This window comes from Streptomyces sp. NPDC056527, assembly GCF_042794475.1.
Classification (GTDB): Bacteria; Actinomycetota; Actinomycetes; order Streptomycetales; family Streptomycetaceae; genus Streptomyces.
Genome location: NZ_JBHTTQ010000069.1, coordinates 1 through 18365, shown reverse-complemented (window position 1 = coordinate 18365; position 18365 = coordinate 1). Strand labels below are relative to the sequence as shown.

The 18365-nt window shown below is 72.3% G+C and carries 15 protein-coding genes; 1 reads left to right on the top strand and 14 read right to left on the bottom strand.

Annotated features, from left to right (window positions below):
- The 13 genes from ACFQ7Q_RS26690 to ACFQ7Q_RS26630 form a co-directional block, all read right to left on the bottom strand.
- Positions 1-942 carry a chlorinating enzyme gene (locus ACFQ7Q_RS26690; protein WP_383559430.1) on the bottom strand — a complete coding sequence of 314 codons (942 nt, stop codon included), beginning with the start codon at positions 940-942 and terminating at the stop codon, positions 1-3.
- Between the two features lie 11 nt (positions 943-953).
- On the bottom strand, positions 954-2798 hold the full coding sequence (locus ACFQ7Q_RS26685) for an amino acid adenylation domain-containing protein (protein ID WP_383559428.1): 1845 nt from the start codon (positions 2796-2798) through the stop codon (positions 954-956).
- Positions 2799-2990: 192 nt separating this feature from the next.
- Positions 2991-3311 (bottom strand): hypothetical protein, encoded by a 321-nt coding sequence (locus ACFQ7Q_RS26680; protein ID WP_383559427.1) that lies wholly within the window; start codon positions 3309-3311, stop codon positions 2991-2993.
- A 108-nt stretch (positions 3312-3419) separates the two neighbouring features.
- Positions 3420-4457 (bottom strand): helix-turn-helix transcriptional regulator, encoded by a 1038-nt coding sequence (locus ACFQ7Q_RS26675; RefSeq protein ID WP_383559425.1) that lies wholly within the window; start codon positions 4455-4457, stop codon positions 3420-3422.
- A gap of 239 nt (positions 4458-4696) precedes the next feature.
- Positions 4697-6094: an aspartate aminotransferase family protein gene (locus ACFQ7Q_RS26670; protein WP_383559423.1), complete on the bottom strand. Its 1398-nt coding sequence runs from the start codon at positions 6092-6094 to the stop codon at positions 4697-4699.
- Entirely contained in the window at positions 6091-6801 is a 711-nt protein-coding gene (locus tag ACFQ7Q_RS26665) for a pyridoxamine 5'-phosphate oxidase family protein (protein WP_383559422.1), read from the bottom strand. Before ACFQ7Q_RS26665 ends, ACFQ7Q_RS26670 begins: the two co-directional genes overlap by 4 nt.
- An 89-nt stretch (positions 6802-6890) precedes the next feature.
- Positions 6891-8207 (bottom strand): lysine N(6)-hydroxylase/L-ornithine N(5)-oxygenase family protein, encoded by a 1317-nt coding sequence (locus ACFQ7Q_RS26660; RefSeq protein ID WP_383559420.1) that lies wholly within the window; start codon positions 8205-8207, stop codon positions 6891-6893.
- Positions 8208-8225: 18 nt separating this feature from the next.
- The gene (locus ACFQ7Q_RS26655; protein WP_383559418.1) at positions 8226-9476 is read right to left on the bottom strand and encodes an APC family permease; all 1251 of its coding nucleotides are present in this window, start codon (positions 9474-9476) and stop codon (positions 8226-8228) included.
- Between the two features lie 73 nt (positions 9477-9549).
- A complete protein-coding gene (locus ACFQ7Q_RS26650) occupies positions 9550-11892 on the bottom strand; it encodes an FAD-dependent oxidoreductase (protein ID WP_383559416.1) in 2343 nt (780 codons plus the stop codon).
- Positions 11885-13477, bottom strand: coding sequence for a class I tRNA ligase family protein (locus ACFQ7Q_RS26645; RefSeq protein ID WP_383559414.1), 1593 nt, complete (start codon positions 13475-13477; stop codon positions 11885-11887). Before ACFQ7Q_RS26645 ends, ACFQ7Q_RS26650 begins: the two co-directional genes overlap by 8 nt.
- Entirely contained in the window at positions 13474-13980 is a 507-nt protein-coding gene (locus ACFQ7Q_RS26640) for a cupin domain-containing protein (protein ID WP_383559412.1), read from the bottom strand. Before ACFQ7Q_RS26640 ends, ACFQ7Q_RS26645 begins: the two co-directional genes overlap by 4 nt.
- A gap of 286 nt (positions 13981-14266) precedes the next feature.
- Positions 14267-15169: a hypothetical protein gene (locus ACFQ7Q_RS26635; RefSeq protein WP_383559410.1), complete on the bottom strand. Its 903-nt coding sequence runs from the start codon at positions 15167-15169 to the stop codon at positions 14267-14269.
- Positions 15170-15173: 4 nt separating this feature from the next.
- Positions 15174-15380, bottom strand: a complete 207-nt coding sequence (locus ACFQ7Q_RS26630; RefSeq protein ID WP_383559408.1) for a hypothetical protein — start codon at positions 15378-15380, stop codon at positions 15174-15176.
- A 276-nt stretch (positions 15381-15656) separates the two neighbouring features.
- On the opposite strand from ACFQ7Q_RS26630, the gene ACFQ7Q_RS26625 reads away from it, so the two are divergent.
- Positions 15657-16691: a LuxR C-terminal-related transcriptional regulator gene (locus ACFQ7Q_RS26625; RefSeq protein ID WP_383559406.1), complete on the top strand. Its 1035-nt coding sequence runs from the start codon at positions 15657-15659 to the stop codon at positions 16689-16691.
- Positions 16692-16764: 73 nt separating this feature from the next.
- On the opposite strand, the gene ACFQ7Q_RS26620 is transcribed toward ACFQ7Q_RS26625, so the two are convergent.
- Complete coding sequence (locus tag ACFQ7Q_RS26620) at positions 16765-18219, bottom strand: hypothetical protein (RefSeq protein WP_383559404.1); 1455 nt, start codon at positions 18217-18219, stop codon at positions 16765-16767.
- Positions 18220-18365: the final 146 nt, after the last annotated feature.

Genomic DNA, 18365 nt, shown 5'->3' with positions numbered 1-18365 from the left:
TCAGAACTTCTTCCCCCGGGTGGTCTCCGTGACCATGCGGTTGCCGGGGTTCCTGTTCTCGCCGCTGACCAGGACGGAGCCGTAGCGCTCCAGGCTGATCCGGCCGCCGTACTCCTCGATGTGGTCGCTGCCCGGGTAGACGGAGACCGAGGAGGGGACGTAGCGGGTGGCGAAGCCCATCCGCATGTCGTTGGTCAGGCCCTCGTGCGGGTGCGAGGCGTGCATCAGCGTCGACCAGAAGATGATGAACTGGCCCGGCTCCATGATCTGCGAGACGGCCGCGTCCTCGTCCGGCCTCCAGTCGGGGTCTACCTGCAGCTCGCGGTAGTCGTAGCCGAAGAAGCCGCGGCGCACGCCGTCCTTGTCGACCCCGTTGATCGAGTCCGGGTCGTAGTGCATCTTCTTGGTCTCGTCGTAGTTCATCTGCTGGTGCGTGCCGGGGATGAACTGCAGACAGCCGTTCTCCACCTTCGCCTCGGTGAAGGCGGACCAGACGGTGATCGTGCCGCCGAACTCGGCGTTGTCCGGCCACAGGATCTGCGGTGTGCCGGAGGCGTTGGCGAAGGTGTCGGCCTGGTGCCAGTCGGTGCCCTCGTCGCCGGGGTGCTTGGGGAAGAACTCCGTACGCCAGCAGATGACGTCCGGGCCGAGGATCGACGCGACCCGGTCGACGATCTCGCGCTTGCCGACGTGGGCGGCGAGGAAGTCGTTGTCGAGGTGGCGGTCGTAGTTGGAGATGTTGGTGGCGCCGGAGAGCTCGTCGTCCGGGTAGACCGCGTGGCTGCGGTCGAGCATCTGCAGCCGGGTCCTGCGCCAGATCTCCCGCATCTCGTCGGGCTCGTAGGCGGTGAAGGGACCGATGAAGCCCTGCTGGTGGAACTGCTTTATCTCTTCCTCGGAAAGGGCGAACGACCGCTGTGCCTTCGGGGTGTCCGTGGTCATGTCAGGCGCTCCTACTGGGAGATGAGGGCGAGCTGGTTCTTGACGGCCGCGGCGAGTGCGCCGATGTTCGCGCCTTCGGCCAGCGTGCCGACGTTCAGGGAGATCGAGAAGCGGTCGTTGACGAGGCTCAGCATGTGGATCAGCGAGAAGGAGGTTCCGCCGAGGTCGAAGAACTCGTCGGTGTCGGCGATGTCGTCGGTGCCGAGGACCTCGGCCCAGATCCCGCGCAGGATCTCCTCGACGGAGGCGCCCCGCCCCGCGGGGGCCTCGGCGGTGGATCCCTTGACCGCCTCGGCGAGCTTCAGCTCCAGGCGCTTGCGCAGCACGCTCTCGTCGAGCTTGCCGTTCACGGTGACCGGGAGCTCGTCGAGGAGGAGATAGGCCGAGGGGGCCATATAGGCGGGCAGCGCGGTGGCGACGGCCTCCTTGAGCTCCGCCGTCAGCTGCTCCGGAGCGGCGGACGTCACCGGGAACGCGACCAGCCGCGGCTCTCCCGAGCCGAAGTCGGCGGCCAGGACGACGGCGTCCCGGACGGCCGGGTGCTTCTTCACCACGGCCTCGATCTCGCCGGGCTCGATCCGGTAGCCGCGGATCTTGAGCTGGCGGTCGGCGCGGCCGGCGTAGGCGAACTCCCCGGGGGCGATCTGCACACCGCGGTCGCCGGTGTCGTACCAGCGCACGGTCGTGCCGTCGGCCTCGGTGCGCTCCGAGAAGCGCTCCGAGGTCAGCTCGGGGTGGTTCAGATAGCCGCGGGCGACACCGGCGCCGGAGACGTGGATGACGCCCTCCGTGCCGACCGGAAGGGAGGTGCCGTCCTCGTCGCGGATGTCGATCCGCAGGTCGGGGATGGCCTCGCCGATGGGGCTGAGACCCTCGACGGCCGGTTCGGCGGTCAGGTCGGCGGCCGAGATCCGCTTCCAGGTGACGTGCACGGTGGTCTCGGTGATGCCGTACATGTTGACGAGCACCGGCGCGTCCAGGCCGTGCCGGTCGGTCCACGGCGTGAGGGCGCGGTAGTCCAGCTTCTCGCCGCCGAAGACGACGTACCGCAGGCTGAGCGAGCCGGGCTCCGGGTCGGCGGCCATGGCGTTCATGAGGTTGCGGAAGGCGGACGGCGTCTGGTTGAGGACCGTCACGCGCTCGCGGCGCAGCAGGGCGTGGAGGGCCTGCGGGTCGCGGGCCGTCTCGTTGTCGACGACGACCAGGCGGCCGCCGTGGAGCAGGGCGCCCCAGATCTCCCAGACGGAGAAGTCGAAGGCGGCGGAGTGGAAGTTCGACCAGACGTCGGTCTCGTCGAAGCCGAAGACGGGTGCCGTGGCGGTGAAGAGCCGGACCGCGTTGCGGTGTTCGACCAGGACGCCCTTGGGCTCGCCGGAGGAGCCGGAGGTGAAGATCGTGTACGCCAGGCTCGACGCGTTCGCGCCCTCGTGCCCGGCAGGGGTGTCGGCGACCTTCTCGGGCAGCGCGTCCACGAGGACCGCGGTGCGGCCGTCGACGAGCGGGGCGGTGGCCGTGCTCGTGACGACGACGGGCGCGTCGCAGCTGTCGAGGACGAAGTCCCGGCGCTCGGTGGGGTAGGCCGGGTCGACCGGGACGTAGCCCGCGCCCGCCTTGAGGATGCCGAGGAGGCCGACGACGAGTTCCGCACCGCGCTCCAGGCAGAGTCCGACGCGCTGGTCCCGCCCGACGCCGGCGCCGCGCAGGACCTGGGCCAACGTCGCGGCACGCGCGTCGAGTTCGCGGTACGTCAGCCGCGTCCCGCCGTCGCTGACCGCCACCGACTCCGGGAAGCGCGCGGCGATCCGCTCGAAGTTCTCGTGCAGGGTGAGCGAATCGTCGAGCGATTCGCTGGACATCGCACCAGGATTCATAGACGTGGAGCCTTTCCCAGTCATGGAGCGGAGATTTCGGAATTCTCGACGTTCGGCGCGCCCGGCTATTCGGCGGCTATTCCGGCCGCCCTCGCCCTGCTGAATGTGTCAGCCGGCGGCCGGGCCCTTCAAGGGAATCCCGTGGCACCAAGGTGCAGTGGCTGCAAGTGGCCAGGTTCAGCGACGGCGGTGGTCGTCGACGGCGGACACGACGGACACGACGCCGTGGCAGAGCCCGACGTCCCGGCCCGCGCGGGGCACTCTCAACTCGACCCGCATCCGGCCGACCGGGGGCCGCAGCAGGAACCGGACGGCGGCGAGGACGCCCGTGCCGGCCTCGGGCGCGGAGTCGGCGGAGACGAACACGACGGAGCGCTGCTCCGGCTCCGGCAGTCTGGGCAGATAGACGTGTTCCACCTGACAGCTGGAGACCTGGGACACCGCTCTGGCCAGCTCACCGGGATCGATCCGCGGGACCTCGAGATGGATGGCGTACATGGCAGAGAGAATCCCAGCCGCTTCGCGCCGCACGCCGATAAGCTCCGGGCATCTTCCTGCCATGGCACCAAAGGGCCCACCGGGCCCTCGGCCGGCCCGGCCGCGCGCTCAGAGCCAGCCGGCTCGTTCCGCCAGGACGCCGGTCTCGAAGCGGCTGCGGGCGCCGAGGCGGTGCGAGATGCCCGACATCATGCGGCGGGTCGTGCGCAGGGAGAGGCCGAGCTTGCGGGCCGCCACCTCGTCCGTATGCCCCTTCTGCAACAGCCTGAGCAGCTCGATCTCCTGCTCCGAGGGCGCGCCGGCGGCCGGCCGCGAGCGGCCGTGAAGCGGGGTCGCCCGCTCCCAGACCATCTCGAAGAGCGCGAGCAGCGCGGTCACCACACCCGGCGCGCGCAGGATGACCGCGCCCGCCCTGGTGTCCTCGGGGCTGACCGGCAGCAGCGCCACCGACCGGTCGGCGATCAGCATGCGCAGCGGCAGCGACGGCATCGTGCGGATCTCGCCGCCGAGTTCGGCGAGCCACCGGGCGTACTCGGTGGTCGTCCGGTCGTTGCGCACGCTGTCCAGATAGATCGTCCGCAGCCTCACCCCGGCCGCCAGCGTCTGCTCGTCGAGCGGCCGGCTGGCCTCCAGCGCCTCGGGGCTCTGCGCGCCGCCGGGCATGAAGGCGAGGATCTCGGTGGTCGCGTGCCGGGCCAGCTCCGAGAGCCGGGCCCGTACCTCGTTGACCCCTTCGAGCTGCTCCAGGCCGACGTTGTTGTGCCGGCCCCGCTGCGAGGCGTAGATCGCGGTCAGTTCGGCGGTCGCCGCCCGCATCGCGGCCAACTCCAGCTGCTGGGAGTGGATCTCGGTCTCCCTGCGGTGAATGTGGGCGGCGAGGCCGACTTCGGGACTGATGGGGGCGACATCCGTGGCGTCCTTGGTGGGATAGAGCATCGACAGCTCGGCGAGCTTGTCCAGACACCCCCGGACCGCGGCTTCTTCCACATGGAGCTCTCCGGCGATCTCCGTGAGCCCCCAGCGCGGCTCGCTGATCACCAGGCGGTAGACGTCGACGCAGGTCTCGTCCTGCCCGATCAGCGCCGCCAACGACGAGAAGTCCGTGCCCGCACGCGTCCCACGGCACGGCTCGGCGAAGCCCCCCACTGTCCCCCTCCTCACTCAACGGGTCGATTCGCGATCGAATCCTTTAATCGCCCCGAATCATTCGGCGCCGGACGGTCGATTCCGGTACGGAGATCAGGGCACCCACCCTTATGAGTCTGTGACGGTACAGGACGACAGCAGGAATGGGCACCGGATCAATTGGGGGTTTCAGACGCCGACTTCTGGGAAACACGGGCAAATGATGAAGAGCGAACAAAGCTGACCAGGTCCCGCCCTGATCACCGCGCCTCCGCGTCGGCTACCTCCAGCGCCTCGTCGAGAATCGCGAGTCCCTCCTTCGCCTCCGACTCCGTCAGGTTGCAGGGCGGCGCGACATGGATGCGGTTCATGTGGACGAAGGGCCACAGCCCGCGCGCCTTGCAGGCCGCGGCGACCCGGCCCATCGGCGCGGCCGCCTCACCGGTGGCCGCGTAGGGGACGAGCGGCTCGCGCGTGGTGCGGTCGGCCACCAACTCCAGTGCCCAGAAGGCGCCGAGGCCGCGAACTTCACCGATACTGGGGTGCCGATTGGCGAGTTCACGCAATCCCGGGCCGAGAACACGCGCGCCGAGGTCCGCCGCGTGCTCGACGACGCGCTCGGCGCGCATGGTCTCGATGGTGGCCACCGCCGCCGCACAGGCCAGCGGATGCCCGGAGTAGGTCAGACCGCCGGGGTACGGCCGGTCGGCGAAGGTCGCGGCGATCCTCTCGCCGATCGCGACCCCGCCCAGCGGTACGTAACCGGAGTTGACCCCCTTGGCGAAGGTCAGCAGATCCGGGACCACCCCCCAGTGGTCGGCGGCGAACCAGCGTCCCGTACGCCCGAAACCGACCATCACCTCGTCCAGGACGAACACGATGCCGTACCGGTCGCACAGCGCCCGCACCCCGGCGAGATAGCCGTCCGGGGGCACGAGCACCCCCGCCGTGCCGACCACCGGTTCGAGGAGGACCGCCGCGATCGTGCCGGGCCCCTCGCCGAGGATCGTCTCCTCCAGGTGGCGCAGGGCCCGCTCGCACTCCTGCCGCTCGTCGGTGGCGTGGAAGGACGACCGGTAGGCGTACGGACCCCAGAAGTGGACGACCCCGGCGGCGCCCGTGTCCGAGGGCCAGCGGCGCGGGTCACCGGTCAGATGGATCGCGGTGGAGGTGGCGCCGTGGTACGAGCGGTACGCGGAGAGGACCTTGTGCCGGCCGGTGTGCAGCCGGGCCATCCGTACCGCGTGCTCGACCGCTTCCGCGCCTCCCGTGGTGAAGAAGATCCTGTCGAGGTCGCCGGGGGTGTGCTCGGCGATCAGCCGCGCCGCCTCGGAGCGGATGTCGACGGCGAAGCTCGGGGCGACGGTGCACAGCTGCCCCGCCTGCTCCTGGATCGCGGCGACGACCCGGGGGTGCTGATGGCCGATGTTGGTGTAGACGAGCTGGGAGGAGAAGTCGAGGTAGCGGTTGCCCTCGTGGTCCCAGAAGTAGGCGCCGGAGGCACCGGCCACCGGCAGCGGATCGGTCTGCGCCTGCGCGGACCAGGAGTGGAAGACATGGGCGCGGTCGGCGGCCCGCGCGTCGGCGTTCGTGCGGGGAGCGCGATCGGCGGCCCGCGCGCCGTCGGAGCCTCGCGCGTCGGCGTTCGTGGACGTCATGCCTGCATCGCCTCCCCCGTCAGGACGCGGCCCGCGCGGTCCGCGATGTGCGCCGGCAGATCGATGTCGGCGGGCAGGACAGGATCGGCGACCGGCTCCCCGAAGGTGGTGACGACCGGCAGCACCCCCGCCCACAGCCCCAGCGCGGCGTCCTCGCTCTCCCCGTCGTCCGGCGGACCGGTGGCGATCTTCACCGAGGCCTCGACGAGGTCGAGCGCCACCAGCGCGGTCGCCGCGAGCTCCTTGCGGCTGGGCTGCCGGGCGTACTCCCACTGCCCCGGCGCGCACTGCTCGGTGAGCGCGCGCAGCCCCCGCAGCTTCTCCTCCGGGTCGGTGACGAGCCGCGGGACGCCGTAGATCATCGCGCAGCGGTAGTTGACGCCGTGCTCGAAGACGGAGCGGGCGAGCACCAGGCCGTCGACGTGCGTCACCGTGACGCAGACGGTCGCCTCGGGCGCCTGGACCAGGCTGCGGCTCGCGACCGAACCGTGCAGATAGAGCCGGTCGCCGTCGGTGCCGTACGCGGTGGGCACCACCATCGTGGTCCCGTCGACGGTGACGCCGAGGTGGCAGAGGAAGCCGGCGGCGAGCACCGCCTCCAGATCGGCGCGCCGGTGGCTGCCCTTGTGGCGCATCCGGCGCAGCCGGGTCCGCTCGGTGGCGGCCAGTTCGTCCGGCGCGGGTACCTGTTCGGCGGCGGTGCTCATGGTGTCCTCTTCGTACGGCCGTCGTGGGTGACGGCGATCGGTCCTGGGCGCGGGGCGCGCGGTGGAGTTCTTCCCGGGTTCTACGGGCTTCAGCCGCGGGCCGCCACCGGCGCCCGCCTGTCGGAACGGCGGCCGGCCGCGAGGGAGTCGCAGATCTCGCCCGCCCGCACGGCGCCCATCGACAGCAGGTTCGCCGTGATGCCGTGGCTGTGCTCGGTGCCGCCCATCAGATAGACGCCGGCCTCCAGCTCCGGTCCCGTCACCACGCGGTAGTCCCGGTGCACGCGCAGCCGGCCTTCCTCGTCGCGCTCGCAGGCGGCGTTCAGCTCACCGAGGAGACGGGCCGGGTCGGGCTCCGTGTAGCCGGTGGCGTAGACGACGGCGTCGGCGGTGAGCGCCTCGGTCTCGCCGGTCGCGAGGTTGCGCACCCGGACGCGGACCTCGGCGGCGTCGGCCTCGACCGACGTCAGCTGCGAGGCGCCCATGATGCGCAGGCGCTGCTCGCCGCGGACCTTCTCCTGGTAGGAGCGGCGGTAGAGCTCCTCGATGAGGTCCATGTCCACCACGCCGTAGTTGGTGTTGCGGTGGTAGGCCATCAGCTTGCTCCGGACGTCCGGGTCGGCGCCGTGGTAGAGGTCGACGGCCTCCGGGTCGAAGATGCGGTTGGCGTACGGGCTGTCGTCGGCCGGGCTGTAGCCGTAGCGCGTGTGGACGGCGACGACCTCGGCGTTCTCGTACGTACGGTGGAGGTGGTCGGCGATCTCGGCGGCGCTCTGTCCGGCCCCCGCGACCACGAAGCGGCGCGGGTTCTCGGTGGGCAGCGCGGCGAGGCGGTGCAGGAACTCACTGCTGTGCCAGAGGCGTTCGGCGGAGACCACGCCCTCGGGAAGGCGGGGCACGAGTCCGGTGCCGAGGACCAGGTTGCGGGCCCGGTAGGTGACCGCCTCCGCCTCCCCGCGGGCGGCGACGTCGACCTCGACGACCGGGCCCGCCTGGGTCGCGGCGCGGATGCCGGTGACCTCCAGGCCGTAACGGACCATGTGGTCGACGCCGTTGGCGGCCCACTGGAGGTAGTCGTGGAACTCCTCGCGGGTGGGGAACAGCGCCTTGTGGTTGATGAAGTCGACCAGTCGGCCGCGGTCGTGCAGGTACGGCACGAAGCCGAAGCGGCTCGTCGGATTGCGCATCGTGGCCAGGTCCTTGAGGAACGAGACCTGCATCGTGGCGTCCGGGATCAGCATGCCGCGGTGCCAGCCGAAGGACGGCTGCTTCTCCAGGAAGACGGCGGTGAGCTTCTCGTCGGGCGCGGCCTGCTCGTTGTACTCCTCGATGGCGATGGCCAGGGCGAGGTTGGCGGGGCCGAAGCCGACACCGACGACGTCGTAGACGGGAGTGGTCGCGTTCATGGTGGTGCCTTTCGGTTCTCAGGAGTTCGTACGGGCGGTGAGGGCGGCGCAGCCTGCGGCGAGGAGCAGGGCGAGCAGGAGCCCCGTTCCGGCGAAGGAGAGGAAGACGGCGGCGATCACCAGGGTCACGACGGCGGTGGCGCGCAGGGCGCGTCCGGTGCCGTGGGCCCGGAGGGCGGCGGCGGCCGCCGCGACGTACAGCAGCAGGAAGGCGCTGCTGGTGACGATGAGGACGAGCTCCTCGCCGGTGTCGGTGAGGGTCAGGGCGCCGAGGACCGCCGTGTAGGCGAGGGTCAGGGCGACGGTGGCCGGCACGGGCCGGTCGGCCAGGGTGCGCGGCAGGATGCGGTCGCGGGCGGCGGCCCGGACGACGCGGGTGGCGCCGAGGACCCAGGCGTTGGTGGCGACGACCGCGAGGCCGAGGGCGAGCAGATCGCCGGCGACGGCGCCCGCCTCGCCGAGGGATGCGCCGAGCAGGGCGGTGATGACGACGGGTTCGTCGCCGGGGACGGCCAGGTAGGCGGCGGTGACGGCGGCGTAGAGGAGCCCGACGACGGGTACGGCCCAGCGGATGGCGCGGCGGTAGCTGCGGGCGGGGTCGTCGACCTGTTCGGCGAGGGTGGAGACGTTCTCCCAGCCGAGGAAGGAGAAGAACGCGGTGACGACGGCGATGCCGACGCCGTCCCAGCCGTTCGTCAGGAACGGCGTGTACTCCCCGGCGTCGAACCGCGGCGCGGCGACCGCCACGGCCCCGCCGAGCCCGAGCAGCAGCACGACGAGCGAGGCGGCCTGCACCCGCGCTCCGGCGGTGAGCCCGAGGAGGGTGAACGCGGCGGAGAGGGCCATGAAGCCCATGGCGATCGGGTACACGGGCCCGTCCGGCTGCCCGAGCAGGCCGAGCAGACAGCGGGCGGAGACGATGCCCATGACGGGGTTGCCGATGACGTACGTGGCGACGAGCAGCAGCGCGGCGGCCCGCCCCGGCCGCCGCCCGAGCCCGGCGGTCACCATCGCGGCGAGCCCGGCGGCGTCGGGCCGCCAGGCGGACATCTCGGCGAAGAACCGAGCGAACGGGTACGAGCAGACCGCGAGCGCCAGCCAGGCCAGCACGGAGGCGGGCCCGGCCTGCCGCTCGGTCAGCCCGGGCACGAGCAGGATGCCGGTCCCGACGAGGCTGCTGACGTAGAAGACGACGAGCGCCCGAACGCCAAGCCTCTTCGAGGCCGTTTCCCCGCCTGGGGGCGCGGGGCGGGGCATGAGATCCGTCATGGGTGTCACCTTCGGTGGGGTGGGGGGTCGGGGACGGACCCGGTGCCGGGAGCACCGGGCCCGTCGGGCGGAGTCAGGTGGTCGACAGGACGTCCAGGGCTTCCGCCGCCGCGAGTTCCGCTGCTGCCGGGGCCGTCTTGAAGCCGGCGCCGGACCAGCCGGTGGCCAGCACGATGCGGCTGTCGGACCGTTCCCGGCCGAGGTGGGGCAGGGAGTGCGGGGTGTAGAGGTCGACGCCCTGCCGGCCGCCGAGGAAGCGGGTCGCCGGGTCCGCGAGCCAGGGCCAGCGCGCGGCCGCCCCTTGGCGGATGTACGCCACGTGCTCGTCGGTGAGCGTGTCCTCGCCCCCCGCGGGTACGTCCCACTCGTCGACGGGTCGCCCCGCCATGTATCCGCCCGCCGCCTCCCCGGTGATCTGGGGCCGCCCCCAGACGCCGGTCACCATGTCGACGACGGTCGGCAGGCCGGCCGTGTCCGGGTGGTGGAAGAAGCCGTACCGAATGCTCTTGGTACGCCCCGCGTCCGAACCGCTCAGCCGGTGCCCGGCGATCGCACCGGTGCCGCTGCCGGCCGCCAGGACGACGGCCAGGGCCTCGACGGGCCCGCCCGGCTCCAGCAGGACCCGCACCCGGTCGGCCCCGGGCGGTGCGACCAGCTCGCGCACACGGGCGGGCAGCAGCCGCGCGCCGTGGGCCAGGGCACGGTCGCGGTACACGCGCGCGGTGCGCGGCGGATCGGCGTAACCGCCCTCCGGCTCCCACACCGCGGCGCTCACCCCGTCCACGGCGAGGCCCGGGAACCGTTCCCTGACCATCCCCGGCTCCAGCAACTCCGCGGGCACCCCGGCGCCGTTGAGCTCGGCGACGCCCTTCTCGGCCTGGTCCAGGTCGGCCTCGCCGCACAGCACGAGCGACCCGGTCGGCACGAAGCCGTAAGGTCCCGGCACGAGGGCCGCGGGCCCCCAGGCGAGCTGGTGGCTGCGGAGGGCGAGCCCCCGCAGGTACGGGTCGGCCTCGAAGGCCCGCACGAGCCCGCCGGACCAGGCGGTGGCATGGTCCCGGCGCCCGTCCATCGGCGCGACGAGCGCCACCCGCGCGCCCTGCCGGGCGAGTACGGCGGCGGTCGCGGCCCCGACGACTCCGGCACCGACGACGATCACGTCGTAGGCCCGGCCGCGGTGACCCGCGCCGCCCGGGGACGGCGACGCACGCACCGGTACGGGGTCGAGATCCCAGCCCACGCTCCCCTCCACCGGCTCCCCGAGCGCGGTGAACGCCCGGTCGGCGTGGGCCCGTACGGCGGAGAGCAGGATCCGCCCGGTCCGCTCGGGGTTCTCGGTGAGGGCCGCGGTGGCCGCCGCGAACGCGGCCGTGACGTGGGCCTCCGGCCCTCCGCGCATCCGGGCCACGCGAGCACCCCGGTTCGCGTCCCCGAGGAGCTCGGAGAACTCGTCGACCGCGCAGTCGTCGGTGAAGTACAGCTCCCCCTCGAACCCCGCGTCCCGCCACTCCCGCCCGACCCGCGCGGCCCCGCCGTGCGTCCCGCACACGACGAGGGCGGTGAGCGCGGCCGCGTCGGCCCCGGGGGCGGAGACGAGCTCCGGCGCTCCGGCGGACGTGCGGAAGCCGGTGGCCAAGGGGCCGGCACCCGGCAGCGCGCCGGTCGCCGGGCCGCTGCCGTCCGAGACGACCGGCCCGGCCGGGAGGCCGGTGGCCGCGGGCTGCCCCGCGTCCCGTACGAGTCGGGCCAGGCCCTCCCCGTACGCCGTCCCGTCGTGGGTGACGACGATCCGGGTGTGGCCGGCCGCGCCGACGGCGGCGAGCAGATCCGCCGCCTGGGCACGGTCGTCGGGGCACCAGCGCAGAACCGTGCCCCCGCAGTCCGCGAGCAGGTCCGGTGTCGTGGCCAGCGGCAGGAGGACGGGCAGGCCCCCGGACCGGTAGACGGGCAGCGCGGCCCGCGCGCCGGCGCTGTTGAAGTGACCGATCACCAGCGTGTGCCGGCCTTCGGCGACGACGGCCTCGGCGATCTGCCGGGCGGTCTCCGCCTCCCCCCGGTCGTCGTACAACTCCCAGTTGACGTCCCCGTACAGGGCCGCGGCCCGCTCCAGGTGCTCGCCCCAAGCGGCCCGGGGCCCCGAGAAGGGGCCCACGACGGCGCCGCGCGGCAGCGATGACTCGGCACCGGCGGACTCGGCGGGGACGATCTCGGCGGGCACGGGCTCGGCGGGCACGGACTCGGCGGGCGCGGACTCGGCAGGCACGGACTCGGCAGGGACGGGCTCGGGGGGCGCGGACTCGGCGGGGACGGGCCGGCCACCGGAGCGCGGGTACCCGGCACCGGTACCACCGGGCCCGGCGCCCGGGGACCGTGCCCCGGCGCCGACCGCACCCACGCCCTCCAGGGCCTCAGCCACCGAAGACCGTCCCCGGCCAGGCCGCCAGCGGCGCGCCCGGGACCAGCGGGGTCAGGGCCACCGCGTCCACGGGGCGTACCGCGGGAAGGCCGAGCAGTTCCGCCAGTCGCGCCGAGCCGTACGGCAGCGCCGGCGCGGCCCACGCCGACAGCGCGGCGGCCACGGCCAGCTGCGCGGCCAGCGCGGCGCGGTACGCCGAGGCACCGTCCGGCCGCTCCGCCTCGAAGCCGTTCACGTACCCGAAGTCCTCCGCGAGCGCGACGACCTCGTCGAGCAGCGCGACAGCCCGCCGGGCGTCGTACCCCTCGACCCCGTACGCCTCCCGCAGCTGACCGACGGTCTCCGTCAGGCGCCGACGCAGCCGCTCCCAAGCGGCGCCCCGGGGCGCCTCCGACGGGACCACGCCCCCGCCCTCGGCGACGGCGGTGAACAGGCGGCCCAGCCACCCGTCCCAACGCTCCGCGAGCCGCACCCGGCTGATCTCGAGAGCGGCCGAACTGAAGCTGGTCTGCCGCCCGTTGGGCCGGTCCGACAGCACGTGGTAGCGCAGCACGTCCGCGCTCGTCCGGGCCAGCTCCTCGTGCGCCCAGATGGCATGCCGCCGGCTCGTGGAGAACTTCAGCCCTTCGAGGCGGTAGAACTCGTTGACCACGAACGCCTTCGGCAGCGCGATCTCCGCGTCGTACGCCCGGAACGCCGCCGGGAACAGCAGGGCGTGGAAGTAGCCGTTGTCGAAGCCGAAGAACTGCACGGGAGCCGGGGCGGGCCCGGTCTCCCCTGCGCCGGTCCACTCCAGCAGATAGCCCGGGGCCATCTCGAACCACACGTAGATCCGCTGGTCGGTGAAGCCCGCGACCGGTACCGGAACACCCCATTCGGAGGGGTGGCTGACGGCGATCTCCGGCAGCCCCTCGGCCCGCATCCACTCGCAGAGCGACCGCAGGTGCGGGGGCATGTCGACCTCGGCCCAGAAGGCGGTGAGCTGCTCCTCGAAGGGGGCGAGGGGGAAGTAGAGCCGTTCGCAGTCGCGGAGTTCGGGGGTGGCGCCGCAGCCGGTGCAGACCGGGTCGATCAGATCCGCGCAGTCGTTGGGGCGACCGCACGGCTCGCAGGCGTTGCCGTTGGAGCCCGAGCCGCAGTGCGGGCAGCCGCCCTTGAGGTACGCCTCGTACAGCCAGCGCTCGCAGCCGGTGCAGTACGGCAGCGGTCGCGTACGGGCGACGATGTGGCCGGTGTCGTACAGCCGCTGGAAGAACTCCTGCACCGCCGAGAGGTACTCGACGTCACGGCGCGGGCGGACGATCGCGTCGAAGTCGGCGCCGGCCTGCCGCCAGACGGACTCGATGGACTCGCCGTAACCGTCGGCGACCTCCTCGCCCTTGCGCCCGCCGTCGTTGAGGCCGCGGACGGGAACGTAGCTCTGGTGGTCGTCGAGACCCGTGGTGTACCGGACGGTCCCCGTGCCCTCGGCCACCAGATAGCGGCGCAGCACGTCACCGGCGAGGTACGGGCCTGCGAGGTGACCGATGTGCAGGTCGCCGTTGGGCGTGGGCGGGGTGGCGGTGATCCAGTGCGTCGCGCTCACGCCGCGACCTCCTCGTTCTCGGTACGGACGGCGGGCTCGCGCAGCGGCCAGTAGAGGGAGACCCAGCTGAGCTCCTCGTCACCGGTGTTGTGGACGACGTGCTCCTGGTTGCGGGGCAGGACGACGACGTCGCCCGCGCGGAACGGCGGTTCGAGCGTGCCGTCGAGGGTCACGCTGCCGGCGCCGGAGAGGATGATCATGACCTCGTCCTGGTTGTGGCAGTCGGGGTCGGAGTCGCCACCGGGCCGCAGGAAGCAGGCCATGGCGCCGACCGGCGGCTCCTCGTCCCCGCCGGGCCACGGAATGAGCCGCTGGCAGGCGAGGCCGAACTCCTCCTCGGCGGAACTCCGGTCGATGCGGAAGCGGTTCGGGCTGCGGTCGGCCATGGCCTCTCCTGAGCGGTCTGCCCGCCGGGCGGGCTGGGTGGTGGTATCGGCGCTGCCGTACGGGGTGACGGCGGCGGCCGGCTCTCCCGGGGGCGGGATGGGTGCGGTGAAGGGCATACGGGTCTCCTGAGACGTGCGGCAGGCGACGGTCGACGAGCGCGCGGGGCGGGCGCACCTCCGACGCCGGGTTGGGGCGGGGGCGTACCCCGACGCCGGGTGGGACGAGGGCGTACCCCGGCACGGGGCCGGGGAGGGCGACACCCGGCACGGGGCCGGGGAGGGTGCACATCCGACGCAGGGTGGGACGAGGGCGCACCCCCGGCACGGGGGCCGGGGAGGGCGTACCCCCGACGCCCGGTGGGGCGGAAGGCGCACCCCCGACGCCGGGCGGGGCATGACCGCCTCAGCCCCCGTCCAGCCCCCGTACCGCCGTCACCGGGATCCGGGCGAGGCCGGCCATGACCTGGCGGGGTCCGGCGCCCCAGCCGTACCGGCGCTTGAGCGGGGCGACGTGCGTGGCGATCAGTTCGAGGAGCGGACCGAGGTCGCCGGGTGTCGCGCCGAGCAGCGCGAGCAGCTGTTCGGTGCGGGTGATGCCCGCTCCCGGGCCGATCCCGTGCACGGCGGCGTCCTGCCAGGTGGCGCCGGCGCTGCGGGCCACCACGGTGTTGTGGAGGGCGAACCCCTGGTTGTCGTGGGCGTGGATGCCGACCGGTGCGGGCACGGCGGCGCGGATGGACTGGACGAGTTCGATGACCCGCTCCGGGCGGAGCGAGCCGAGCGAGTCGACGAGGAAGACGGCGTCGAGCGGTCCGAGCGCCGCCGTCTCGGCGAGACATCGGTCGAGTTCGGGGTAGGAGGCGAGGTCGATCTCGGTGAGGAGCAGACAGACGCCGAACCCGGCGTCGCGCAGCCGTCCCAGCGGGGCGGCGGCACGCGCCACCTCGTCGTAGCGGACGGCGACGCGCACCAGGCCGACGGGGAGGGGGACGGCGGCGATCCGGTCGGTGATCCGGTCGGCCGCCGCCACGGCGGGGCCGTCCCCGGGGGGCAGTTCGGCGGCGTCGAGCAGGACCGCGAACCGCGGCCCGTACCGCTCGGCGCCACTGACCGTACGGGTGACCGTCAGGACGTCGGGCAGCGGGGCGCCGGCCGGCCGCGCGGCGGGGTCGTGCACGTACCCCAGCTCGATCACGTCGATGCCGAGCCGCGCGCAGACCGCGAGGTAGTCGACGACCAGCTGCGGTGACGGCGCGCCGCCGGTGAGCTGCCCGCTGGTGCGCAGGGTGCAGTCGAGCAGCGTCATGCGGTCATCCCCAGCCGGTGTCGTTCGTTCCCGGGCCGGGGACCGGAGCGCCCCAGCCGGTGTCGTAGGTGCCGCCGACGACCGCCGCGCCCCAGCCCGTGTCGTCCGTGCCCGCACCGGCGGCGGCGAGCTGCGTGCCGGTGACGGTGGCCAGGCCCGCGAGGGCGGTGATCAGGGTGGCGTACACGGTGTTGCGGATCCGCCGCTTCATTCGTCTGCTCTCTCTTCCGCGCTGAGTAAGTCCGAGTGTTTTCAAGGGATTTGCATGGCTCGTGTGCTTCACGAGCTCTGTGAGCTTTGACCTTGTGGGCGGTGAGATGAACGTATCCGGGATTGCATGGGTATCGGGCGGACCGCATGGCTCATTAGGCTGCATGGCAGCAACAGGACGCTGTCACAAGCGGGGGTAAAGGTGGCGATACCAGACAGAAGCGAGAGGCCCAAGGGGCTCGCGAGCGGCCCGGGCGGGGGCTTCGCGGTCGGCCTCATGGGCGCTCCTCCGGGGGAGGCCCTACCGGAGGGCCTGGCACCCGACGATCCACCGGCACGGGTCTACACGACGATCCTGGGACGCGATCCGGACCTCCCCGCGCGACCGGCGGACCTGGCCGAGGAGCTGGAACTCCCGCTCGCGCGCGTGGAGTCGGCGGTGTCGGCCCTGCTCGACATGGGCCTGCTGCGCCGCACGCCGGAGCGCGGGGTCCTGCCGGTACCACCGGACGAGGCGGTGCAGCGCACCCTGGGCCCGCTGGAGCGCGAGATGCGGGCCCGGCGCCTGCACATGGAGCGCACGCGTGAGCAGTTGATGGCGTTCATGCCGCTCTACGAGACGCATCTGTCCCGAATGACACACCTCCGGCAGGCGGAGTATGTGGAGGTCCTCACCGATCTGAGGGCGGTCCGGGAGGCGATCACGGAACTGGGCCGCACCTGCGAGCGCGAGGTCATGACCGCGCAGCCGGGCGGCGGCCGGCGCGCCGAGGTCCTCGAAGAGGCGGTCGCCCGCGACGAGGAACTCCTGCGCCGGGGCGTCCGGATGCGCATCCTCTACCAGCACACCGCCCGCTTCTCCTCGGGCACCTGCGCCTATGTCGAGCGGGTCGGCAAGCTGGGCGCGCAGGTGCGCACCTTGGACGACGAGTTCATGCGGATGCTGGTCTTCGACCGCGCGACGGCGGTCATCCCCGTCCCGGACGACCCGAACGCGGCGGTCCTGATCCGTGAACCGCACGTGGTCTCGTTCATGGTCGGCGCGTACGAACGCCTCTGGCTGGAGGCGCTCCCGTTCGAGACCGAATGGGACCGCCAGACCATCATGGACATCTCCGACGAACTCAAGCAGACGATCGTCCGCCTCCTCACGGAGGGCCTGACCGACGCCGCGATCGCCCGCCGCCTGGGCCTCTCGGTCCGCAGCTGCCGCCGCCACGTCGCCGACGTGATGGCGGCCCTGGGCGCCGAGAGCCGCTTCCAGGCGGGCTACCTCCTGGCCCAGCAGGAACGCGAGCAGCCGACGGGCTGACGACGTACGGGGAAACAGGGCGGCGCCCGGGTCGGCCGAAGCCGTCCCGGGCGCCGCGCACCAGGTCACACGGTCAGGGAGTGACGCTGAACAGCATTCGCTGGCCGGGGTGTTCGGTGACCGTCCAGAGCTGGTTCGGCGATCCGGGCCAGACGGAGAGGTCCTCGACACCGATCGCGGACACCCGGCGGGGGGACGTCTCGACGAGCCGTCCCGTGCTGGTGTCGGGCCTGGCGACGATCAACCGGCCGTTCGACGAACCTCGGCTCTGGCTTAGGTAGTACGTACCGTTGATCACCGCGGCGCCCTGGATCCCGCCGTTGTCGGTGTACGACGTGTTGAAGGGAATGCGGTACGCCTCGTCGGCCGCCCAGTATCCGTTGCTGTCCAGTTTCGGCGTTCCCCCACTGGCGTTCATCGGCCGACGGATCACCCTGCCGGTGGTGTACGCGTCCGTGACCTGTGCCTTCTCGCACCACTCGCCGGTGGTGATGTGTCGGACGCTCGAACTGCGGTCGAGACCGGCGTAGCTGGTCTTCGGCGTGACGTCGTTGGCCTCGCACGTCTTGTCGTTGTCCTGCATGTCGCAGGGGGTGCCCGGCGGCGGCTCGACCGTGTCGCAGGCGGTGTTGGTCCACCCGTCGCTCTGCGGAAGGATGTAGCGGTAGCCGTGGGCGTGGTAGACGCCGTCCTGCCTGCCGATGGCGTTCTTGGACGTACCCCACTTGTCGGCGGGCAGGGCCCCGAGGTCGACGATGTTGCGCAGGTCGAAGACCCGGAATCCGCGGTTGGTGTCGGCCACGTACAGGTAGTAGCCGTACCAGACGATGCCGCCGGCGTGCAGCGAGCCGTAGTTGTACTGACTCGACGAGTAGTGCTGCGAGGTGCGCACACTCATGTAACTGGCGTTGCCCGAGGCGTTGATGAACGGGTACACCAGCAGGACGTGGGCGTACTTCCCGGTGCTGGAGTCGATGAAGGAGACGCGAACGCCCTTGCGTTCGGTGTTCAGCCCGTCGGAGTCCGCGTCGTCGGGCTTCTTGTCGTCGTTCCAGTCGTCCTTGTTGTACCAGGTGACCATCATCGGCTTGTGGTCCGCGGGGTCCCACCCGGTCTCGGGATCGCCCCAGGTCTGGTCCTCGTCGGCGTCGGCGACGGTGGTCACGCCTTGCGGCCACCACTCGGAGTTCGCGTTGCCGTTGTCGGCGTCGTCGAAGCAGAAGCTCCGGGTGAGGTTCTCCGGCTTCGTGCCGGCTTCCACCGCCGCCGAGTTGCAGACGCCCGAACTCCACGTGCCCTGGCGGGCATCCGACTTGAGGATCGAGTTCACGCCGATGTTCGGCAGATCGGCGTTGAGCTTGTCGACCCGGCCCTGCAGTTCGGCGCGGTTGCCGATCGGGCGGAGCTCGAAGTTGCCCAGCTCCAGCCCTGGATCATCGACGGCCTGCGCGGGTGCCGCCGTCAGCAGCGACGCGGCGAGCGTCGCCATGATCGACAACACCGCCCTCGTCTTGAAGCTCCTCTTCACGCGTTCCTCCCGTGTACTTGCCATGCACATGGCCTGCGGGAGTGTAGGCGCATTCGACAACCGTTCGAGTGATGGCGGTGTGAAGATGCGTGACCTGGGCTTTTCTTGACGGACCCTTCCCTCGACAGACGCCGACGGCCCGGCCG

Bases quoted from the DNA above. Each gene is read 5' to 3' on its own strand.
- ACFQ7Q_RS26690 (WP_383559430.1), bottom strand. From the start codon at position 942: ATGACCACGGACACCCCGAAGGCACAGCGGTCGTTCGCCCTTTCCGAG.
- ACFQ7Q_RS26685 (WP_383559428.1), bottom strand. From the start codon at position 2,798: ATGTCCAGCGAATCGCTCGACGATTCGCTCACCCTGCACGAGAACTTC.
- ACFQ7Q_RS26680 (WP_383559427.1), bottom strand. From the start codon at position 3,311: ATGTACGCCATCCATCTCGAGGTCCCGCGGATCGATCCCGGTGAGCTG.
- ACFQ7Q_RS26670 (WP_383559423.1), bottom strand. From the start codon at position 6,094: ATGACGTCCACGAACGCCGACGCGCGAGGCTCCGACGGCGCGCGGGCC.
- ACFQ7Q_RS26665 (WP_383559422.1), bottom strand. From the start codon at position 6,801: ATGAGCACCGCCGCCGAACAGGTACCCGCGCCGGACGAACTGGCCGCC.
- ACFQ7Q_RS26660 (WP_383559420.1), bottom strand. From the start codon at position 8,207: ATGAACGCGACCACTCCCGTCTACGACGTCGTCGGTGTCGGCTTCGGC.
- ACFQ7Q_RS26655 (WP_383559418.1), bottom strand. From the start codon at position 9,476: ATGACGGATCTCATGCCCCGCCCCGCGCCCCCAGGCGGGGAAACGGCC.
- ACFQ7Q_RS26640 (WP_383559412.1), bottom strand. From the start codon at position 13,980: ATGCCCTTCACCGCACCCATCCCGCCCCCGGGAGAGCCGGCCGCCGCC.
- ACFQ7Q_RS26635 (WP_383559410.1), bottom strand. From the start codon at position 15,169: ATGACGCTGCTCGACTGCACCCTGCGCACCAGCGGGCAGCTCACCGGC.
- ACFQ7Q_RS26630 (WP_383559408.1), bottom strand. From the start codon at position 15,380: ATGAAGCGGCGGATCCGCAACACCGTGTACGCCACCCTGATCACCGCC.
- ACFQ7Q_RS26625 (WP_383559406.1), top strand. From the start codon at position 15,657: ATGGGCGCTCCTCCGGGGGAGGCCCTACCGGAGGGCCTGGCACCCGAC.